The following is a 20,579-nucleotide window of genomic DNA, read 5'->3' on the forward strand; positions in this document are numbered from 1 at the left end:
GGAGGAAGTTGCCGATGCCGCTATTTTCCCGGTTTTAGCGCGATTCTCCAAGCGTGCCGCCGGTCAGTTTGCGCCACCCACAGAATTTTCATGCAGCCATATGAAAAAAGCCCGGCGATTATTCATCACCGGGCCAAACCACTTCAAAAACGGTCAGATCGAGGTCGTCGCGCGCATGTCGCCCGTGTCGCGGTATCGCGTGTGCCACGACAGGGCCTGCTCCAGCACGTGCGGCGTCTGCCCGCCGCGCTGCAAGGCCTGCTCGAAGTAGGCGCGCAGTTGCGGACGGTATTCGGGATCGGCGCAGCGTTCGATGATCAGCGGCGCGCGCTCGCGCGGCGCCAGCCCGCGCAGGTCGGCCAGGCCCCATTCCGTCACCAGCACGTCCACGTCGTGCTCGGTGTGGTCGACGTGGGACACCATCGGCACCACGCTGGAGATCTTGCCGCCCTTGGCCGCCGCCTTGCTGACGAAGATCGACAGCGCGCCGTTGCGGGCGAAGTCGCCCGAGCCGCCGATGCCGTTCATCATGTGCGTGCCGCCCACGTGGGTGGAGTTGACGTTGCCGTAGATGTCGAATTCAAGCGCTGTGTTGAGCGCGATGATGCCCAGCCGCCGCACCACCTCCGGATGGTTGCTGATCTCCTGCGGCCGCAGGATCACGCGCTTGCGGTAGTGCTCCAGTTCGCGGATGAACTTGTCGTGCATGGCGGCCGACAGCGTGATCGACGACGCCGACGCCATCGCCAGCTGGCCCGAGTCGAGCAGCTCCAGCGCGCTGTCCTGCAGCACCTCGGAGTACATGGTCAGGTTGCGGAACGGCGAGTCGACCAGCCCGTGCAGCACGGCGTTGGCGATGGTGCCGATGCCGGCCTGCAGCGGCAGCAGCTCCGGCCCCATGCGCCCGGCCTTGACCTCGCCTTCCAGGAAGGCGATCACGTGGCGCGCGATGGCGTCCGTCTCGGCGTCCGGCGGCAGCGCGTTGGACGGGCTGTCCGGGCTGTCCGTGATGACGATGGCGGCGATGCGCGAGGGGTCGAGCGGAATCGTGGTCGAGCCGATGCGCTGCCACGGCGTGAGCATGGGGATGGCGCCCCGGTGCGGGCGCGGCGCCGGCAGGTAGATGTCGTGCAGCCCTTCCAGCGCCAGCGGCGCGCTCAGGTTGATCTCGACGATGACCTGGCGCGCCTGCTGCACGAAGCTGGCGCTGTTACCGACCGACATGGTGGGCACGATGCCGCCGTCGGCCGTGATGGCCACCGCCTCCACCACGGCGATGTCGATGCCGTGCAGGTCGCCCGAGCGCAGTTGCTCGGCCGTCTCCGACAGGTGCTGGTCGATGAACATCACCTCGCCGGTGTTGATCTTGCGGCGCAGCGCGGCGTCGCTCTGGAACGGCATGCGGCGCGCCACCACGCCGGCGTTGGCCATCAGGCCGTCGCTGTCGTTGCCGAGCGAGGCGCCCGTCACCAGCGTCAGTTGCAGCGCCTCCTGGCGCGAACGCTCGACCAGCGCCAGCGGCAGCGCCTTGGCGTCGCCGGCGCGGGTGAAGCCGCTCATGCCGACGGTCATACCGTTGCGGAACAGGGCGGCGGCCTGCTGGGCCGTCATCAGTTTCTCCATCAGCGCCGGACGGCGGATGCGGTCTTGGTACATGCGGTGCTCCTCGCTCTTTTTGACTACAAATTGGATACGAACCAGTATAGAATTGGAGCCGCATGCGTTTTATGACTTATTCTCCCTCAATTCATTCGAAAATTTCATGGATCTCCGCTCGCTGCGCTACTTCGTCGAGACCGTCAAACTGAACAGCTTCACGCTGGCCGCCGAGTCGCTGCACGTGACCCAGTCCACCATCAGCAAGATGGTGCGCCAGCTGGAGGACGAGGTGGGCGCCCAGTTGCTGGTGCGCGACGGCCGCAAGCTGTCGCTGACGGACACCGGCCAAGTGGTGTACGCGCGCGGCGAGGACATGCTGGCCACCATGCGCCAGCTGAACCTGGAACTGCGCGACATCCAGGCCGCCAGGGCGGGCAGCCTGACGGTCGGCATCCCGCCCATGATCAACCTGCTGTTCACGCCCGTGCTCAAGGCGTTCCGCCAGCGCCACCCCGACATCGTGCTCACGCTGCACGAGGGCACGGGCCAGGACATCGAGCGCCAGGTGGCGGCCGGCGAGCTGGAGATCGGCATGACGGTGCTGCCGGCCGATCCGGCGCTGGCGCTGGAGACGGTGCGCATCGCCAGCTATCCGATCTGGGCGCTGGCGGCGGCCGGCACCTTCCCCAAACAACGGACCGCGCTGCCCGTCAAGGCGCTGGCCAAAATGCCGCTGGTGCTGCTCAAGGACGATTTCGCGATGACCCGCAACCTGCGCGCGGCGTTCAACGAGGCCGGCTTCGAACCGCAGGTGGCGGCCCAGAGCGGCCAGTGGGACTGGCTGGTGGCGATGGCGTCGGCCGGCATGGGCGTGGCGCTGGTGCCCGAGCCCTTCATCCACCGCCTCGCCATCGGCAAGCTCGATGCGCTGCCGCTGGTGGAGCCGCGCCTGCAATGGCAGGTGGCCCACGTGTGGAACGGGCGCTACCTGTCGCACGCGGCGCGCGCCTGGCTGGACGTGTGCCGCCAGGTGCTGCGCGTGCCCACGCCGTGAGCGCGCGCGGCCGGGCGGTCCGGCCGCCGGCGCTGTCGCTAGGCGGCGGGCGGCAGTTCGTGGATGGCCACGCCCTCGATCGGGTCCACCTCGCCCTCCCACGGCTTGAGCGCGATGAAGCGCCGGGTGTCGTCGTAGCCGGCCTGCCAGCGCTCGCGTATGCCGTGGGCGCTGAAGTCGATGTCCTTGGTGTGGTCCTCGCCGCCCAGCCGGGGCGCCTTGAGCGCGAGGATATGCATGGTGGTGCCGCAGCCCCAGGCGGCCAGCTCGCGCACCTCGGGCGTGCCGGCCGCCTCGTCCGACAGGTGCAGCGTGAGCTGGCGGATCACGTGGCGCAGCCGGTGCAGCTTGCGCTGCTGCTCGACGTTGCCGGCGCGGCTCGCGTACTGGATCTCCTTGTGCTTGTCGAGCACCTCCAGCACGCTTTGCGGCTCGCTGCCGTCCGGGTTCCACACCTGCACCGAGAAGATCACGGAACTGCGGCGCGGCTCGTCGTCGAGCACCGCCTCGATCGGCGTGTTGGAATAGATGCCGCCATCCCAGTACGGCTCGCCGGCTATGCGCACGGCCGGAAAGGCGGGCGGGATGGCGCCCGAGGCCATCACGTGCGACGCGTTCAGCGCCTCCCTGCGGGTGTCGAAATAGCGCATGGCGCCGGTGCGGGCGTTGACGGCGCCCACCGTCAGGCGCGTGTCACCGCCGTTGAGGTAATCGAAATCGACCAGCGTGTCGAGCGTGGTGCGCAGCGGCCCCGTGCGGTAGTAGGCCGCCTGCTCCACGCCCAGGCGCGCCTCCGGCCCCCACCACGCGGCCAGATTCGGCTCGAAGAAGGCCGGGATGCCCTGCCCCATCGTGACCAGGTTGGCCAGCATGCGCGGCATGGCCGAGAAGCCCAGCGCGTTCTGCTCCATCTGGCCCCAGAACTGGCGCAGCCGTTCGAGCCGGTGGTGCGGCGGGTTGCCGGCGATGATGGCGGCGTTGATGGCGCCGATCGAGGTGCCGATCACCCAGTCCGGCTCCACGCCCGCCTCGTGCATGGCCTGGTACACGCCGAGCTGGTAGGCGCCCAGCGCGCCGCCGCCCTGCAGCACCAGCACCACCTGGCCCGGCATGGACGGATGGGAATGACGGGTGGGGGTTCGGTGCATGGCGCCTCCGCGCGGCAGACTGCGATCAGTGGGAAACCTGATTGTAGTGCAGTTCCGCGCGGCGGCCCACGGCCGGTCCGGCGCCGCCGTTACGCCAGGTCGACGCCGCGCGCCCTGAGCGCCGCGCGCACCCCGGCGCCGTAGGCCGGATCGGCTTGGTCGAACAGGGCCAGCTGGCACTGCACCGTCTCGGCCGGCACCTGGCTGAGCGGGCCGGCCAGGTTGTCGAACAGGTTTTGCCGCGCCGGCGCCGGCATCAGGCGGAACAGGTTGCCCGCTTGCGTGAAGTCGTCCTCCTGGCCGCGGCCGTCGTAGCGGCCGGCGCCGCCGTGCAGCGCCAGCGCCGGTTCGCCGTGGCCCAGCCCGGACGGATGGCTGCCCTGCGCCGCCACCGTGGCGTAGTTGGGCGCGGCGCCGCCGTTCTGGATCGCCATCGCGCCGTCGCGCTGGTGGTTGTGGAACGGGCAGCGCGGCGCGTTCACGGGCAGGTGCTGGTGGTTGGTGCCGACCCGGTACAGCTGCGCGTCGTGGTAGGCGAACAGGCGGCCCTGCAGCATCTTGTCGGGCGAATAGCCCATGCCCGGCACCGCGTTGGCCGGCGAGAAGGCGGCCTGCTCGACCTCGGCGTGGTAGTTGTCCGGGTTGCGGTTCAGTTCCAGCACGCCCACCGGCAGCAGCGGGAAGTCCTTGTGCGGCCAGACCTTGGTCAGGTCGAACGGGTTCCAGCCGGTGCGCGCCTCCCATTCGGCCAGTTGCTGTTCGGTGGCCACCTGCAGCTTGACGTCCCACCGCGGGAAGCGGCCCTCGGCGATGGCGCCGAACAGGTCGCGCTGGGCGTAGTCGGGGTCGGCCCCGGCCAGCCGCGCCGCCTCAGCCGCGCTCAGGTTGCGGATCCCCTGGCGGGTCTTGAAGTGCCACTTGACGTAGAAGCGCTCGCCGGCCGCGTTGACCAGGCTGTAGGTGTGGCTGCCGAAACCGTCCATGTGGCGGTAGCCGTCCGGCGTGCCCCGGTCGGAGAACAGCATCGTCACCTGGTGCAGGCTCTCCGGCGCCTTGCTCCAGAAGTCGAACATCATGGCGGCCGACTTCAGGTTGGTCTGCGGATCGCGCTTCTGGGTGTGGACGAAGTCGGGGAACTTGATCGGGTCCTTGATGAAGAACATCGGCGTGTTGTTGCCCACCAGGTCCCAGTTGCCCTCCTCCGTGTAGAAGCGCACGGCGAAGCCGCGCGGGTCGCGTTCGGTGTCGGCGCTGCCGCGCTCGCCGCCCACGGTGGAGAAGCGCACGAAGGTGGCGGTCTGCTTGCCCACCTCGGCGAACAACTTGGCCCGCGTGTAGCGGCTGATGTCGTGGGTGACGGTGAAGCTGCCGTGGGCGCCCGAACCCTTGGCGTGCACCACGCGCTCGGGGATGCGCTCGCGGTTGAAGTGCTGCAGCTTCTCGATCAGGTGGAAGTCCTGCAGCAGCAGCGGGCCGCGCGGGCCGGCGCTGGCGGAGTTCTGGTTGTCGGCGACGGGAATGCCGGAGGCGGTGGTGATCGGTGGCTGGTGCATGGCGTTGACTCCTGGGTGGTGAACGATGGAGATAGTCTAAACAAAGGCGACGATAAAGAAAAACTATAAATTCTTATGGAATCTATAGTTTTTCTTAATGTACCATCCAGTATAGGCCGGCCGGCGCGGCCTGTCCTCGCTCCAAAGGCAGAGCTACACCAGCCACAGGCCCTGGCTGCCGAACTGGGCCGCCGCCACGTCGGCGTTGGCCACCCAGGCGCCCACCAGTTCGGCGCGGCTGTGCGCGGCCAGGAAATCGACCCAGCGCGCGCTGCCGCCGGCCGCCGTGTCGGCCAGTCCGCTGTTGTTGTACAGCGCGTGGACCAGGGCGGCGTTGTCCATGCCGTCGTAGCGCGCGTGGAACTCGGCGCTGTCGGCGAAGCCGGCCGCCATCTGCCCCGCGCCCACATGCTGCGCCGCCCACCAGCTGAAGCCGGCCAGGTCGCCGGGCCGGTCCAGCGCGGCCCCATACAACAGTCCCAACGTTTTCAGCGTGTCCGGCGCGGCCTGGGTGAAGCGCAAATCGACGGTGCCGTCGCTGAACGCGCCCTGCTCGATGCCGCTGATGGTATCGACATCGCTGTTGGCCTTGTCGGCCACGTGCACGGCGCCGTCGCTGCCCAGCTCAAACTTGTACCCGGCCAGCGCGCCGCTGTAGACCACCGTGTCGACACCGTCGCCGCCCACCAGCACGTCGCTGCCGGCGCCGCCGTCGAGCCGGTTGTCGCCGGCGCCGGCGATCCAGCTGCCCTCGCGCGTGACGTTGGCGGCGCCGATCAGCAGACCGGCGCTGCCGTTCTCCAGTGCCCGGTGCTCGGCGCTTTCCGCAAAGCCGAGCAGGACCTCGGCCCGGCTCGACGCCGGCTGGCCATCCGTCCCGGCCAGCCGGGCGAGCCAGTTGGCCAGGCCGTCCGCATCGGGCGCGCGTCCCAGCGCCTGCTGGTACAGGTGTTGCAGGAAGGCCTGGTCGCTGAGCTGATCGAGCCCGCTGGCCTGCCACTCGGCCGACTGGACGACCTCGCGCGCGATGTCGGCCACGGCCATGCCCGTGCCGAGCCAGAAATTCAAGCCCGACAGGTCCGGCGCGCGGCCGAACGCGGCGTGGTACAACAACGCCAGGTCCGTCAGCCGGGTGGGCGTGGCGGCGAGGAAGGCCAGGTCGGCGCTGGCCCCGTTCAACTCGGACCGCTGCAGGGTTTCCGTCTGGGTCGGCGCGAACACGGCCGTCTGGTGGCGGGCCGACAAGGCGCCGTCCGCGCCCAGGTAGAACTGCCACGCGCCCTGGTCGCTGCGCCCGCCCTGCAGCACGTCGTTGCCGGTGCCGCCCACCAGCGTGTCGTTGCCGATGCCGCCGGCCACCGTGTCGTCGCCGCTGCCGCCATCGAGATAGTCGTTGCCGCCTGCGCTGCCGACGATGTCGTTGCCGCCGCCGCCGTACAGCACATCGTCGTCGGCGCCCAGCAGGATGTTCTGCGAGGCGTCGTCGCCGATCACGAAGTTCTGGCCATCGCCGCCGCGCAGCGTGGCCGCCCCCACCACGGCCGCGAAGTCCACGTTGTTCAACTCCAGGGTCGAACCGCCCGGCAGGTGGCTGGCGTCGATCACCAGGCCGATGGCCGTGCCGTTGGCCGGCTGGCCCGGCGCCGGCGTGGTGGAACTGCCGCTGATGTGGATGGTCTGCGGCCCCAGGCCCTGACCCGCCATCGGCACCAGGGTCTGGGTCTGCAACAGCGTGCTGCCGCCCAGGCCATGCAGGAAGTTGCTGCCCTGCCCCGTCATGTCGTGCTGCTCGGCCGAGCCGGTGGTCGTCCGCTGCTCGATGCGCAGGATCAGGTCCTGCAGTGCCTGCGCGTTGCTCAGCAGGCTGGTGGGTCCGCTGGCCTCCAGGCCCGTGCCGGTGGGCAGGCTGACCGTGAGCGTGGTGCCCTGGCCGCCCGCCGGCGTGACGCCCAGCGGGATGTCGGCCAGGCCGCGATTGGGCGTGGACGGATCGTCGGGCCGGGTCGGCAGCACCACCGGCACCGTCACGTCATGGGTGGTCAGGCCGGTGGCCGGATCGACGGTGGTGACCGTGGTCAGCGGCACGCCATCGACCGTGCTGGGCACCGCTGGCGGCCCGGAGGGCGCCGCCGCCGTGCTGACCGTGTAGGCATTGGACGAGATGGTGCCGCTGGCGGCGTTGCCGGCCGCGTTGTGCACGCCGGCGCCGTTGAGCGTGATCACGTTGCCGGCCGCGTTCACGGCGCTGTCCGGCGTCAGCGTGGCGCTCCACGTGACGCCGCCATCGCTGGAGGCGACGGCGCTCAGCGTGCCGTGGCCCACCGTCAGGTCGCTGTTGTCGAAGCCCGTCACCGCCTCCGAGAACGTGATGGTGACGGCGCTGGTCGCGCCCACGCCCAGCGTGGTGGTGGCCACGTCGATGGTGGCCGTGGGGCGCACCGTGCTGACCGTGTAGTTTCCCGAGTTGGCCGAATCGGCGCCGGCGTTGCCGGCCAGGTCGGCCACGCCCGACAGGTCGAGCGTGATCTCGTTGCTGGCGTCCGTCACGCCGGCCGTGGGGGTCAGGGTCGCGGTCCAGGTGGTGCCGCCGTCGGCCGAATTGAGGCCGCTCACGACGCCGTTGGCGACCGCCAGGTCGGCCGCCGTGAAGCCGGTCACGGCCTCCGCGAACGTGAAGGTGACGAGCGAGGTCTCGCCCGCCAGCAGCGCGTCGTCGGCCACCACCACCGTGGCCGTGGGGCGCACCGTGTCGACCGTGTAGTTGGCCGAATCCGTGTGGCCCACCCCGGCCACCTCGCCCACGTTGAGCACGCCCGTGTTGTCGAGCCGGATGATGTTGGTGGCGTCCGCGGTGGCCGCCGCCGGGGTCAACGTGGCGGTCCAGGTGACGCCGCCGTCGGACGAGCTGACCGCCGTCAGCGTGCCGTTGTCGATCGTCAGGTCGGCGTTGGTGAAGCCCGTCACGGCCTCCGAGAAGGTGATGGTGACGGTGGCCGTGTCGCCGATCCTGAGCGCCGCGTCGCTCAGCGCGATGGTGGCCGTGGGCACCATGGTGTCGACGGCGTAGTTGTTGGAGTCGGTGCTGCCCACGCCGGCGTTGCCGGCGATGTCGTGCACGCCCGTGTTGTCCAGCGTGATGACGTTGGTGGCGTCGGCCACGCCCAGGGCCGGCGTCAGGGTGGTGGTCCAGGTCACGCCGCCATCGGACGAACTGAGGCCGTCCAGCGTGCCGTTGGCCACCGTCAGGTCGCCCGTCGTGAAGCCCGTCACCGCTTCCGAGAACGTGATCGTCACCAGCGACGTGGCGGCGCCGTGCAGGTCGGCGTTGGCCACCACCACGGTGGCCGTGGGCGCCGTGCTGTCGATGGTGAAGTTGCCCGAGTCGGTGGTGCCGCTGCCCGCGTTGCCGGCCGCGTCGGTCACGGCCGCGTTGTCGAGCGAGATGGTGTTGGTGGCCGCATCCACGCTGGCCGCGGGCGTGAAGGTGGCCGTCCAGGTGACGCCGCCATCGCTGGAACTGACAGGACTCAGGGTGCCGTTGGAGAACGTCAGCGCGGCGTTGGTCAGCCCCGTCACCGCCTCGGAGAACGTGATCGTCACCAGCGACGTGTCGCTCGCCGCCAGTGCGCTGTCGGACAGCGCGATGGTGGACCACGGTCGCGCCGTGTCGATCGCGTAGTTGTTGGAATCGGCGCTGCCGCTGCCCGCGTTGCCGTGCAGGTCGACCACGCCCGTGCCATCGAGCGTGACGACGTTGGTGGCGGCCGTCACGCTGGCCGTGGGCGTGAGGGTCGCCGTCCACGTGATGCCGCCGTCGGCGGAACTGAGGCCGGCCACGGCGCCGTTGTCCACCGTCAGGTCGGCCGTCGTGAAGCCGCTCACCGCCTCCGAGAACGTGACCGTCAGCAGCGACGTCTCGCCGGCCTTGAGCGCCGCGTCGGCGACCACCAGCGAGGCCGTCGGGCGCACCGTGTCGACCATGTAGTTGCCGCTGCTGGAGCTGCCGCTGCCGGCGTTGCCGGCCAGGTCGCTGATCCCGGTCTTATCCACCGTGACGACGTTGGTGGCGTCCTCGATGCCGGCCGTGGGCGTGAGGGTGGCGGTCCAGGTGGTGCCGCCGTCGGACGAAGCAAGGCCGCTCACGTCGCCGTTGGGCGCCGTGATGTCCGCCGTGGTGAAGCCGGTCACGGCTTCCGAGAACGTGAACGTGAGCAGCGAGGTGCCGCCGACATTCAGCGACGAGTGGCTGCCCCCGATGGTGACGGTGGGCGCCGTGGTGTCGACCGCGTAGGCCTGGCTGGCCACCGTGCCATCGTTGCCGGCCAGGTCGGTCACCTTGAATTTCAGGCCGCTGCTGCCCGCCAGCGTGACGCCGGTCCACGTGATGGCCGTGCCGCTGGCCATGGCGGTGATGTCGGTCCAGGTGCCGCCGTTGTCGGTCGAGCCGTACAGCACGTCGGTGCCGCCCAGCACGGCGCTGAGCTGGGCGCTGACCGTCTGCGCGGCCGTCTGCGTGATGAAGTCGGTGCCGCTGCTGCCGGTGTCGGCCGACAGCGCGATGGACCCCACGGTCTGGGTCGGCGCCGTGTGGTCGAGCGTGACGCTGAGCGCGGCGCTGGCGGCGCCCGTCAGGCCGCCCGTGGCCGAGGTCAGCTGGGCGTACACGTTGTAGCTGCCGTCGCTCACGCCGCTCGCATCCAGGTCGGTCACGCTCCAGTTGCCGCCGCTGACGGTGGCCGTGGCCGTGGGATCGGTGCCGGCGTCGTAACTGTGGTTGCCGTTCTGGTCGAGGAACACGCGCACCGTGCTGCTGCTGTCGCCGGCCGGGCTGGTGCCGCTGAAGCCGATGCTGCCGCCGGTCAGCACGTTGTCGGTGTTGCTGCTGCCGGTGTCGCTGGCGCCGGCCAGGTCGGGCGTGCCGGGCGCGCCGGGGTTGACGCTGACGGTGATGGTGCGGGTGGCCGTGGCCGTGCCGTCCGACACCTGGACGATGAAGCTGTCGGTGCCCGCGTAGCCGGCCGTGGGCGTGTAGCTGATGCTGCCGCCGCTGGTGATGGCCGTGTCGCCGCTGCTGGCCGTGGCGCCGGAGAAGTTGAGCGTGCCGTGGCCGGGGGCGCTGTTCTGGCTCCAGGTCAGGGTCTGGCTGCTGTCCGTGTCGCTCGCCTGCAGCAGGCTCGCGATGCCGGTGGCGCCGTCGTTCTCCGTCACCGTCAGCGTGGTGGTGGCGCCGACGAAAGTGGGTGCGACGTTGGGCAAGGCGATGTTGGCCAGCTTGACGTTGTCCAGGCTGACCAGGAACGGCGAGGTGCCGTCCGAGGCCGTCAGCTTGAACCAGCTGACCCCATCCAGAAAGACGTCCGACAGCGCCTCATGGGCGGCCTGCCCTGGGCCGCTGGTGAACGTTAAGCCGGTGTCGCCTTTGCTGGTGGTCAAGCGCCAGGTGGTGGCGCTGTAGTCGCCATCGGACATATCCATGATGTCGAAGCCGGTCAGGTCGAACGTCTTGCCGCCGTCCAGCGTGAACATCAACCCCGTCGTCGGGTATTCGAACGACATGCCGAAAATCATTCCGCTGAAGTTCGTCACCGGTCCCAGCCCCAGGGAATCGGGATCCGTTACCCATCCCACGCCGTCGCCCGCACCGAACGTCATGGTCAGCGTATCGCTGCCCAGGGTCTGGCTGGTGATCTGGGCACCCGGATTTGCGGCATTGGTCTGCCCGCTCACGCCCGACTCGAAATCGAAGGTGGACGTGGGCACGCTCAACACGCCCCGGTAGCCGGCCAGCGCGCCGTCGGCCCCCAGCGCCATCGTGGCCACCAGTCCGCGCCGCACTTGCAGCAGCCAGTCTCCGCCCATGGCGGCGCCCCCCGTCGTGCTGTCCGATGCGGCGATGCCGGCGCCGGTGGCGCGCGCCAGCACCTCCAGCAGCGCCGCGCCGCGCTCGCCGGCGCCGGCCCGGCAGCCATACAACAGCAGGTCGGCTCCCGGTGCGAGCGCCCGGCCGATGCGCGCCAGCTCATCGGCCCGCGCCGCCGCCTGTGCCGCGTCCAGCGTCAGCGTACCCAGCGCCAGCGCGCCCGGCGTGGCGTGTGTGAGCAGGTGCACGGCGGCGATGGCGTGCCGCCCTGCCAGCGCCGCCGTCATCTGCGCCAGGCCGTCGCCGGCCGGATCGAGCAGCTGCACTTCCAGCCCCGGCGCGAGCCCGGCCAGCAGCGTGGGCAAGTCGTCGAGCGCACTGTCGACAAACACGACTTCGTGGCGCGCGTGGGGGCAGGCGCGGGCAGGGACGGCGAATTCTGGCGAACGATACATGGCTTCATCCTGTTCAGGTGGACCGGATGGCGGCCGCGCGCCGTGCACCCGGCTGGGCGCGCGACGGGACGCACGGCGGCGGTCCGGCAAGGGCGCGGCGCAGGCAGGCCTGCGCCGCGATTCGCTAAACCGAACGACGGCCGACTACGGGCGGCTCGGATAGATCCCGGTGGTGGCGATGATGTAATTGAGCGTCAGCGAAGGCTGCAGGGTGCTCACCGACACCGGCACGTTGACAGTGACGGGCAGCGCGGCCCCGCCCCCCGTATTGGCGTTGGCCACGGTGCCGCCGCCGGCCGGCACGTCGACGGAGAATGGCTTGAGCGTGGTGGTGGCCGCGTTGGCACTGTAGATCTTGGTGGCGGCGGTGCCGGTCACGGCCTTGCCCAGCACCAGGCCGGTGCCGGGCACGTTGTCCGTCTCGCCACCGCCATCGGCCGGGATCGCGATGCTCACCGACGTCGTGCCGCCGCCGGGGGTGAAGGTGGCGGCGTGGGTGTGGCCGGGCAGATTGTTCACGCCGATGGTGACGCTGCCGGTGCCCACGGCCGTCACGCTGGCGGTGGCGGCGCCGGCCTTCTGGCCCACCGCGTTCATGGCGGTGGTCCCCACCGGCACCTTGGAGCGCAGATCCGGCAAGGCGAAGGTGCTGCTGCCGTTGCCGCCGTAGGTGTAGCCGATCAGCGAAAACAAGGCCTGATAGTCCGACACGTTGACGCTGCTGCCGTCGCACAACGCCCAGCCCTCCGGCACCCACAGGCCCGGCCACAGGATGATCTGCCCGATAAATGGATCCATTGCTTGCTCCTCATTCGTTCGACCGTTTTTTAGGAAAAACCCGCCAGATAACTAGCAAACAAACAGCAACTGGTGAATATCACGGGAGGACGCCTATTTATTTCCCGCCGTAGAAATATAATGCCATAGCCTCCATGAATGATGCACACCGCCGGAAAAATATATATTTGTCTTTTGAATTTAATAATTTAATGAATGAGAATCTGAGAGAATCATTCCGCAAGGAACCAATATGCCAGCGTGCCCCGCCCCGCCCTCAACATCGGCGGCACGGCAAGGAACAAGAGCTGCGCCGGCACTGCGCGCGCACCTATCCGAATTGACACGGAGACGATGAAGAATAAACCCTTCAAATATAATAGCCACGCCAGCCATTAATAACATCGGGCATCGATCTATTGGAGGCGGCAATGAAGACGGCGGCAACGCAGGAGAATATCGATTAAATAGCGACTTAATATCAAGCCACTAGTTTAAAACGCGGAACGGCCCATGCAAATAAAACGGCCGCCGGCGCGCCGGGGATTCCCGGCACGGCGGCGGCCGCGCGAAGCGACTGCTTTTAAAATCAGGCTTCGGCGATGCGCTTGGCGATGTGGGCCAACGCCTCCTCCACCTGGTCGACCAGGATCAGGCACAGGTCGCCCTCCTCCAGGCGCGCCAGCGCCGTGTCGATGGCGAGGAACTCGCCCGTGATCTCGGCGATGTGGCTGGTGCGCGGCGCGCCGGTCAGGCCCGCGCGCAGCAAGGCCACCACTTCGCCGTCCACCCGGCCGCGCTGGCACTGGTCCTGGTACAGCACCACGTCGTCGAAGGCGCGCCCCAGGATCTCGGTCTGCTGGCGGATGTCCTGGTCGCGGCGGTCGCCGGCGCCCGAGATCACCACCGAGCGGCGCTTGGCCGGCATGGTTTCCACCGCCTGCACCAGCGCCAGGATGGCGTCCGGATTGTGGCCGTAATCGGCGATCAGGGTGGCGCCCTTGTAGTCGAACACGTTGAAGCGGCCGGGCGCGTTGTCGGTGTCGTTGGCGAAGGTCTTCAGGCCGAGGCGGATGGCGTCCCAGCTGATGCCCACGCCCCACGCGGCGGCCACGGCCGCCATCACGTTCTCGACCTGGAAGCCGATGGCGCCGTTGCGCGTGATCGGCACCTGGGTCAGGTCCACCTGGTGCATCAGCTTGCCCTCGACGGCCACCAGGTGGCCGTTCTCGACGTAGATGGTGCGGCGGCCCTGCGCCACGTGGGTGGCGATCACCGGATGGCCGCGCTCGGCGCCGAAGAAGATCACCTTGCCGCGGCAGTTGGCGGCCATGCCGGCCACGATCGGGTCCATCGCGTTGAGCACGGCGAAGCCGCTGTCGGCGACGTTCTGCACGATCACGCGCTTGAGCACGGCCAGGTCTTCCACGGTGGTGATGTAGTTCAGGCCCAGATGGTCGCCGGTGCCGATGTTGGTCACCACGGCCACCTGGCAGCGGTCGAAGGCCAGGCCTTCGCGCAGCACGCCGCCACGGGCCGTCTCGAACACGGCCGCGTCCACGTCCGGGTGCAGCAGCACGTTGCGCGCGCTGCGCGGGCCGCTGCAGTCGCCGCTGTCGGTGCGGCGTCCTTCGATGTAGACGCCGTCCGTGTTGGTCATGCCGGTGCGCAGGCCGCTGGCCGTGAGCAGGTGGGCGATCAGGCGCACGGTGGTGGTCTTGCCGTTGGTGCCGGTGACGGCCACCACCGGGATGCGGCCGTCCTCGCCCTCGGGGAACATGCTGTTGACGATGGCCTCGCCCACGGCGCGGCCCTTGCCGTACGATGGCGACAGGTGCATGCGCAGGCCGGGCGCGGCGTTCACTTCCACCACGCCGCCGCGCTGGTCCTCGATCGGTCGCAGCACGCTGTCGCACACCACGTCCACGCCGCAGATATCGAGGCCGATCATCTGCGCCGCCTCCACCGCGCGCGCCGCCACGTCCGGATGCACGTCGTCGGTCACGTCGGTGGCGGTGCCGCCGGTGGACAGGTTGGCGTTGTTGCGCAGGATGACGCGCTGGCCCTTGGGCGGAATCGAGTCCGCCTCCAGGTCCTGCAACGCCAGCCGGGCCAGCGCGATGTCGTCGAACTTGATCTTGGTGAGCGAGGTCGAATGGCCGCTGCCGCGGCGCGGGTCGGCGTTCACCTGCTGCACCAGCTCGCGCACGGTGTGCACGCCGTCGCCCACCACCTGGGGCGGATCGCGGCGGGCGGCCGCCACCAGCTTGTCGCCGATGACCAGCAGGCGGAAGTCGTTACCGGGCAGGAAGCGCTCGACCATGATGTCGTCGCGGAATTCGCGCGCCGTGTGGAAGGCCTTGGTCAGCTGCTCGCGCGTCATCACGTTGACCGTCACGCCCTTGCCCTGGTTGCCGTCCTTGGGCTTGACCACCACCGGCAGGCCGATCTCCTGGGCCGCGGCCCAGGCGTCGTCGGCGTCCTCCACCGAGCGGCCGATGGGCACCGGCACGCCGGCCGCGTGCAGCAGCTTCTTGGTCAGTTCCTTGTCCTGCGCGATCGATTCGGCGATGGCGCTGGTCGAATCCATCTCGGCGGCCTGGATGCGGCGCTGGCGGCTGCCCCAGCCGAACATCACCATGCTGCCCTCCGTCAGGCGGCGGAACGGGATGTTGCGGGCCACGGCGGCGGCCACGATGGCGCCCGTGCTGGGGCCCAGGCGCACGTCCTCGTCCAGCTCGCGCAGCTCGGCCAGCGCGCCCGTCAGGTCGAACGGGGTGTCGGCCACGGCCGCGTTGATCAGGTTCACGGCCAGCTCCAGCGCCAGCCGGCCCACGGCCTCCTCCGTGTACTCGACCACGGTCTGGAAGATGCCCTTCTCCAGCGTCGGCGTGGTGCGGCTGAAGGTGACCGGGCAACCGGCCTGCGCCTGCAGGCACAGGGCCGCCAGCTCCAGCACGTGGGCCATGGGCACGGCTTCCGTGTGGCCGGTCGGCTGCAGCGCGTTGAGGGCCGGGAACCGGGTGCGCAGGCGCGCTTCGAAACCGGACAGCAGTTCGATATTCTGCTCTTCGGGCGTGCACGACACGATGGCCTCGACCGCCGTGTGATGACTCCAAAGATTCGGGCCGCGCAGCGCGCGGATGCGTATGACTTCCATAAATCTGCTTATCCTGTCGTGTTTTACGTCGTGGCGGCTTAATCGGTTGACGCCATCGCTGGTGCCGGCCGGTGGCGCGCGAACGCCGCCGGCCGCTTGCATATTGTTGTTCTAACTGCCGCCTGCCTGTCAGTGCCGTGCGTGCGGTTCGTAGGTGCGCAGGCCGGCGCCGATCAGCTCCGGCGTCAGGCCCAGCGCCCAGGCGGCGGCGATGGCGGCCAGCACGGCTTCGGGCGGCACCAGCGGCGACAGGGGCAGGGTCGCCGTCTCGTCCACGCCGGTGGCCAGCACGATGCGGTCGGCGCGCTGGAACACGGCGCGCTTGCCCAGTGCCCGGTGCGCGGCCAGCGCCGCCAGGTGCTCATCGACGCCGTAGAAAATCACCTCGCCGTCGCACAGCTCGGCCATCTCCACCACTTGCGCGTCGGCCGCGTTGAGCACGGCCGCGCCGTCGGGCAGCACCACGTCGACCTGGGTGCGCAGCACGCCGAACACGCGCTCGGGGCTGTCGATGTAGAACTCGCCCAGGTCCTCCTCGATGGTGCCGCTCATCACCACGCCGACCGCGCATTTGTCGTAGGCCAGGCCCTCGGTCAGGATCATGCGCGGGCTGCTTTCGAACACGGCCGCGTCCACATTCTTGTTGAGCAGCAGGCGCTCGCCCGTCTCCCAGTCGCTGAAGCCATCCTTGGGCAGCAGGCGGCCGTTGACGAACAGGCCGTCCTGGCAGGTCAGGCCGACCTTCTGGCCGCCGATCTGCAGCAGCCACGCGATCAGGCGCGCGGCCATGGTGCTGCCGTGGCCGCCGGCGATGCCGACGATGGGCATGCGGCCCGTCTCGGTGACGCTGAACAGGTGGTCGACGATGGCCTCGCCCACGTTGCGCGGCTTGCCGCTGGCCGGCTTCAGATGGGCCAGCAGGCCGGGGCTGGCGTTCACTTCGATCACGGCGCCGCCCTGCTCCTCCAGCGGACGGCCGATGTCGGCCGCCACCAGGTCGATGCCGGCGATGTCGAGCCCCACCACGCGCGCGGCCAGCGTGGCCGTGGCCGCGACGGACGGGTGCACCTGGTCGGTGACGTCGAAGGCGACGTTGCCGTTGGTCTGGATCAGCACCGGCTGGCCGGCGGCCGGCACGGAATGGGCCGTCATGCCCTGGCGCTCCAGCTCCAGGATCACCTCGGCCGATTCATCGGTGCGGATCAGGTTGAGCGGCGCGTCCTCGGTCTCGCCACGGCGCGGGTCGATGTTGATCTGGGTGTCCACCAGCGTCTTGATGGTGGAGGTGCCGTCGCCCGTCACCCACAGCGCCTCGCCGGCGGCGGCCGCGATCAGGCGCTTGCCCACCACCAGCAGGCGGTGCTCGTTGCCGACGATGTAGCGCTCGACGATCACGCTCTTGCTGCCGCCCTTGCGCGCGGCCAGGTGGTAAGCCTTCTCCACGTCGGACTGGGTCATCAGGTTGAGCGACACGCCACGGCCATGGTTGCCGTCGTAGGGCTTGACGACGACGGGCACGCCGATGTCCCTGGCCGCTTCCCACGCCGCCTCGGCGCTGGTCACCAGCTCGCCCTCGGGCACGGGCACGCCGCACGAGGCCAGCAGGGTTTTGGTCAGATCCTTGTCGCTGGCGATGCCTTCGGCGATGGCGCTGGTCTGTTCCGTCTCGGCGGTCCAGATGCGGCGCTGGCGGGCGCCGTGGCCCAGTTGCACCAGGTTGCCGTCGGTCAGGCGGATGAAGGGGATCTTGCGTTCGGTGGCGGCATCGACGATGTTGCCGGTGCTGGGGCCCAGGCACAGCGAGTCGACCATGTCGGTCAGCGTGGCCACGGTGGCGGCCAGGTCGTAGGGACGGTCCTCGATGCAGGCCATCAGCAGGTCGCGGCCGGCGGCCAGCGCGGCGCGGCCCACCTTCTCCTGGCGGGTGCGGAAGGCCATCTTGTAGATGCCGCTGCCCTCGGCCACTTGCCGGGTCTTGCCGAAGCCGGTCTTCATGCCGGCCAGGTTCTGCAGCTCCAGCACCACGTGTTCGAGGATGTGGCCGGCATACGTGCCTTCGCGCAGGCGTTCGAGGAAGCCGCCGCGCTCGCCCACGCCGCAGCGGTGTTCGAGCAGGTTGGGCAGCAGGGCCGTCAGGCGTTCATACAAACCAGGAAGTGCATTCGAGGGAAACTGCTCGAGCGCGCCGATATCCAGCCACGCCTCGATCACTGGGCGGTAAGTCCAGATATTTGGTCCGCGCAAATGCGTTACACGGAGAACTTCAATGTCTTTCTTCTTGGTCATGTTTCGATTCTTGTATCTTTGTTATCAGCCGTGGCCAGCCAGCGCCGTATTGTAATCCCTACGTCGTTACGCACTGCACATTTCCAGTCCAGGACCGCCACCGCCGGGTCAAGCTTGCTGCCAGAAAAAAACCGTGCCCGCGAGGCATCGAATTTTCTTGAAGGCACTTCCGCTCGTCTGCTGCGCGCGCTCTTGCGGTATACTTGCCGCACACGCACGCCGCCCATTCGCCTTGATTTCCGTCAAATGGTTACCCACTGACAGAATACCGTAAATAACTGCATCCAACAGCCGCATTCCGGCCCGCCGAGCGCGTTTATTTCCGGGGCAGGCCGCGCGATCCGCCATTTTCCCTTTAGTTTACAGTTTTTGCCTTGCAGCAAGGACCGACCCGGAGTACGTCACATAATGACAAGCACACAACTTTCCTCACCGACCAGCCAGCCCGACGTGCCAGAACGGTGGCGCTCCGAGGTACAGGCGCAACTACCTTCAGGTGAGAACGTTGCAAGTGCCCTGGAGGTTGACTTGGATCATCAACTTCATTTCTCCAGGGGATTGGTGCTGGTCACGCCCGAGCGTATCGCGACGCGCGCGCCGGGCGCGGCGTCTTGGCGGCAGTGGCCGTTGCGGGCCGGCATGGCCCTGCGCCACCACGACCACGCGGGCGTGGGCCACCTGGAACTGGTGGACGAATCGGGCCGGCTGGCCGCCTGGCGCTTCACGCTGGGCCAGAACCTGCACGCGATCCGGCTGGTCGAACAATTCGACGCGCTGCTGCAAAGCAAGGTGACGGGCCTGCCCGTGGTGCGCGACGAGCAGCACGTGTGCCCGAGCTGCAAGGCGCCGCTGGAGCCGGACCAGGAGGAATGCCCGATCTGCACCAAGGTGGTCTACACGCCGCCGTCGACCTGGACCCTGTTCCGCCTGTGGCGCTTCACCAAGCCCTACCAGGGCCAGCTGGGCCTCGGTTTCCTGCTCATGCTGCTGAGCACGGGCGCGCACATGATCCCGCCCTACCTGACCATGCCGCTGATGGACAACGTGCTGATCCCGTATCAGAACGGCAAGCCGGTCGACCCCATGCTGGTGACCATGTACATGAGCGGCCTGGTGGGCGCGGCCGTGGTGGCGTGGGCGCTGGGCTGGGGCAAGACCTATGTGCTGGCCCTGGTGTCCGAGCGCATCGGCGCCGACCTGCGCACGGCCACCTATGAACACCTGCTCAAGCTGTCGCTCGAATACTTCGGCGGCAAGCGCACCGGCGACCTGATGTCGCGCATCGGCAGCGAGAGCGACCGCATCTGCGTGTTCCTGTCGCTGCACCTGCTGGACTTCGCCTCGGACGTGCTGATGATCATCATGACCGGCGTGATCCTGTGCTCGATCGACCCGTGGCTGGCCGCCGTCACGCTGCTGCCGCTGCCCTTCATCGCCTGGCTGATCCACGTGGTGCGCGACAAGCTGCGCACCGGCTTCGAGAAGATCGACCGCGTGTGGGGCGAGGTCACCAACGTGCTGGCCGACACCATCCCCGGCATCCGCGTGGTCAAAGCCTTCGCGCAGGAGGCGCGCGAGGCGGCCCGCTTCCGCACGGCCAACAAGCACAACCTGGCCGTCAACGATAAACTGAACAAGATCTGGTCGCTGTTCTCGCCCACCGTGTCGTTCCTGACCGAGCTGGGGCTGCTGGTGATCTGGGTGTTCGGCATCTGGCAGGTGGCGCACGGCCACATCACGGTCGGCGTGCTGTCGGCCTTCATCGCCTACAGCAGCCGCTTCTACGGCCGGCTCGACTCGATGAGCCGCATCGTGTCGGTGACGCAGAAGTCGGCCTCGGCCGCCAAGCGCATCTTCGACATCCTCGACCACGTCTCGTCCGTGCCCGAACCCACCAACCCGGTCAAGCTGGCCAAGGTGGAAGGCAACATCACGCTGCGCGAAGTGGGCTTCCGCTACGGCAACCGCGCCGTCAACCGCGGCATCAACCTCGACATCAAGGCCGGCGAGATGATCGGCCTGGTCGGCCACTCCGGTTCCGGCAAGAGCACGCTGGTCAACCTGATCTGCCGCTTCTACGACGTGTCCGAGGGCGCCATCATGCTCGACGGTGTGGACATCCGCGCCTTCCCCGTGTCCGACTACCGGCGCAACATCGGCCTGGTGCTGCAGGAGCCGTTCCTGTTCTTCGGCACCATCGCCGAGAACATCGCCTACGGCAAGCCGGACGCCACGCGCGAGCAGATCATCGCCGCCGCGCGCGCCGCGCACGCGCACGAGTTCATCCTGCGCCTGCCGCAGGGCTATGATTCGATGGTGGGCGAACGGGGCCAGGGCCTGTCGGGCGGCGAACGCCAGCGCATCTCGATCGCGCGCGCGCTGCTGATCGATCCGAAGATCCTGATCCTGGACGAGGCCACCTCCTCGGTCGACTCGGAGACGGAAAAGGAAATCCAGAAGGCGCTCGACAACCTGGTGCACGGCCGCACCACCATCGCCATCGCGCACCGCCTGTCCACGCTGCAGAAGGCCGACCGCCTGGTGGTGCTCGACCGTGGCGTGGTGGTGGAGGAAGGCGCGCACGACGACCTGATGGCGCGCGAAGGCGCCTACCACCGTCTGTACACGGCCCAGGCCCGCAACGTGGACGTCGATCCCGACGACAGCAGCTCCGATTAAGAACACAC

General features: G+C 68.7%; 9 protein-coding genes. 2 read left to right on the forward strand and 7 right to left on the reverse strand.

Annotation, left to right across the window (positions count from 1 at the left end):
- Nucleotides 1-153: 153 nt before the first annotated feature.
- A complete protein-coding gene (scpC, locus tag AC1RQG_RS16500; RefSeq protein ID WP_493133094.1) occupies nucleotides 154-1,656 on the reverse strand; it encodes a succinyl-CoA:acetate CoA-transferase ScpC in 1,503 nt (500 codons plus the stop codon).
- Between the two features lie 106 nt (nucleotides 1,657-1,762).
- Here scpC and AC1RQG_RS16505 point away from each other — a divergent pair, with 106 nt between their 5' ends.
- A complete protein-coding gene (locus AC1RQG_RS16505) occupies nucleotides 1,763-2,653 on the forward strand; it encodes a LysR substrate-binding domain-containing protein (RefSeq protein WP_493133095.1) in 891 nt (296 codons plus the stop codon).
- A gap of 38 nt (nucleotides 2,654-2,691) precedes the next feature.
- Here the strand turns inward: AC1RQG_RS16505 and AC1RQG_RS16510 are convergent, their stop codons facing one another.
- From AC1RQG_RS16510 to AC1RQG_RS16535, 6 genes are all read right to left on the reverse strand, one after another.
- Nucleotides 2,692-3,801 carry a patatin-like phospholipase family protein gene (locus tag AC1RQG_RS16510; protein ID WP_493133096.1) on the reverse strand — a complete coding sequence of 370 codons (1,110 nt, stop codon included), beginning with the start codon at nucleotides 3,799-3,801 and terminating at the stop codon, nucleotides 2,692-2,694.
- 89 nt (nucleotides 3,802-3,890) lie between these two features.
- A complete protein-coding gene (locus AC1RQG_RS16515) occupies nucleotides 3,891-5,354 on the reverse strand; it encodes a catalase (RefSeq protein WP_493133097.1) in 1,464 nt (487 codons plus the stop codon).
- A gap of 153 nt (nucleotides 5,355-5,507) precedes the next feature.
- A complete protein-coding gene (locus AC1RQG_RS16520) occupies nucleotides 5,508-11,669 on the reverse strand; it encodes an Ig-like domain-containing protein (RefSeq protein WP_493133098.1) in 6,162 nt (2,053 codons plus the stop codon).
- A 144-nt stretch (nucleotides 11,670-11,813) separates the two neighbouring features.
- Nucleotides 11,814-12,467 (reverse strand): phage tail protein, encoded by a 654-nt coding sequence (locus AC1RQG_RS16525; RefSeq protein ID WP_493133099.1) that lies wholly within the window; start codon nucleotides 12,465-12,467, stop codon nucleotides 11,814-11,816.
- Between the two features lie 568 nt (nucleotides 12,468-13,035).
- A complete protein-coding gene (gene cphA / locus AC1RQG_RS16530; protein ID WP_493133100.1) occupies nucleotides 13,036-15,606 on the reverse strand; it encodes a cyanophycin synthetase in 2,571 nt (856 codons plus the stop codon).
- 129 nt (nucleotides 15,607-15,735) lie between these two features.
- Entirely contained in the window at nucleotides 15,736-17,892 is a 2,157-nt protein-coding gene (locus AC1RQG_RS16535) for a cyanophycin synthetase (RefSeq protein WP_493133101.1), read from the reverse strand.
- Between the two features lie 408 nt (nucleotides 17,893-18,300).
- Here AC1RQG_RS16535 and AC1RQG_RS16540 point away from each other — a divergent pair, with 408 nt between their 5' ends.
- Nucleotides 18,301-20,571 (forward strand): cyanophycin metabolism-associated ABC transporter, encoded by a 2,271-nt coding sequence (locus tag AC1RQG_RS16540; RefSeq protein WP_493133102.1) that lies wholly within the window; start codon nucleotides 18,301-18,303, stop codon nucleotides 20,569-20,571.
- The last annotated feature ends 8 nt before the right edge of the window (nucleotides 20,572-20,579 follow it).

Source organism: Rugamonas sp. GW822-FHT03B10, from assembly GCF_058801745.1.

Excerpts from the sequence above, each read along its gene's own strand:
- scpC (WP_493133094.1), bottom strand. The coding sequence starts at position 1,656 with ATGTACCAAGACCGCATCCGCCGTCCGGCGCTGATGGAGAAACTGATG.
- AC1RQG_RS16505 (WP_493133095.1), top strand. The coding sequence starts at position 1,763 with ATGGATCTCCGCTCGCTGCGCTACTTCGTCGAGACCGTCAAACTGAAC.
- AC1RQG_RS16510 (WP_493133096.1), bottom strand. The coding sequence starts at position 3,801 with ATGCACCGAACCCCCACCCGTCATTCCCATCCGTCCATGCCGGGCCAG.
- AC1RQG_RS16515 (WP_493133097.1), bottom strand. The coding sequence starts at position 5,354 with ATGCACCAGCCACCGATCACCACCGCCTCCGGCATTCCCGTCGCCGAC.
- AC1RQG_RS16520 (WP_493133098.1), bottom strand. The coding sequence starts at position 11,669 with ATGTATCGTTCGCCAGAATTCGCCGTCCCTGCCCGCGCCTGCCCCCAC.
- AC1RQG_RS16525 (WP_493133099.1), bottom strand. The coding sequence starts at position 12,467 with ATGGATCCATTTATCGGGCAGATCATCCTGTGGCCGGGCCTGTGGGTG.
- cphA (WP_493133100.1), bottom strand. The coding sequence starts at position 15,606 with ATGGAAGTCATACGCATCCGCGCGCTGCGCGGCCCGAATCTTTGGAGT.
- AC1RQG_RS16535 (WP_493133101.1), bottom strand. The coding sequence starts at position 17,892 with ATGACCAAGAAGAAAGACATTGAAGTTCTCCGTGTAACGCATTTGCGC.
- AC1RQG_RS16540 (WP_493133102.1), top strand. The coding sequence starts at position 18,301 with ATGACAAGCACACAACTTTCCTCACCGACCAGCCAGCCCGACGTGCCA.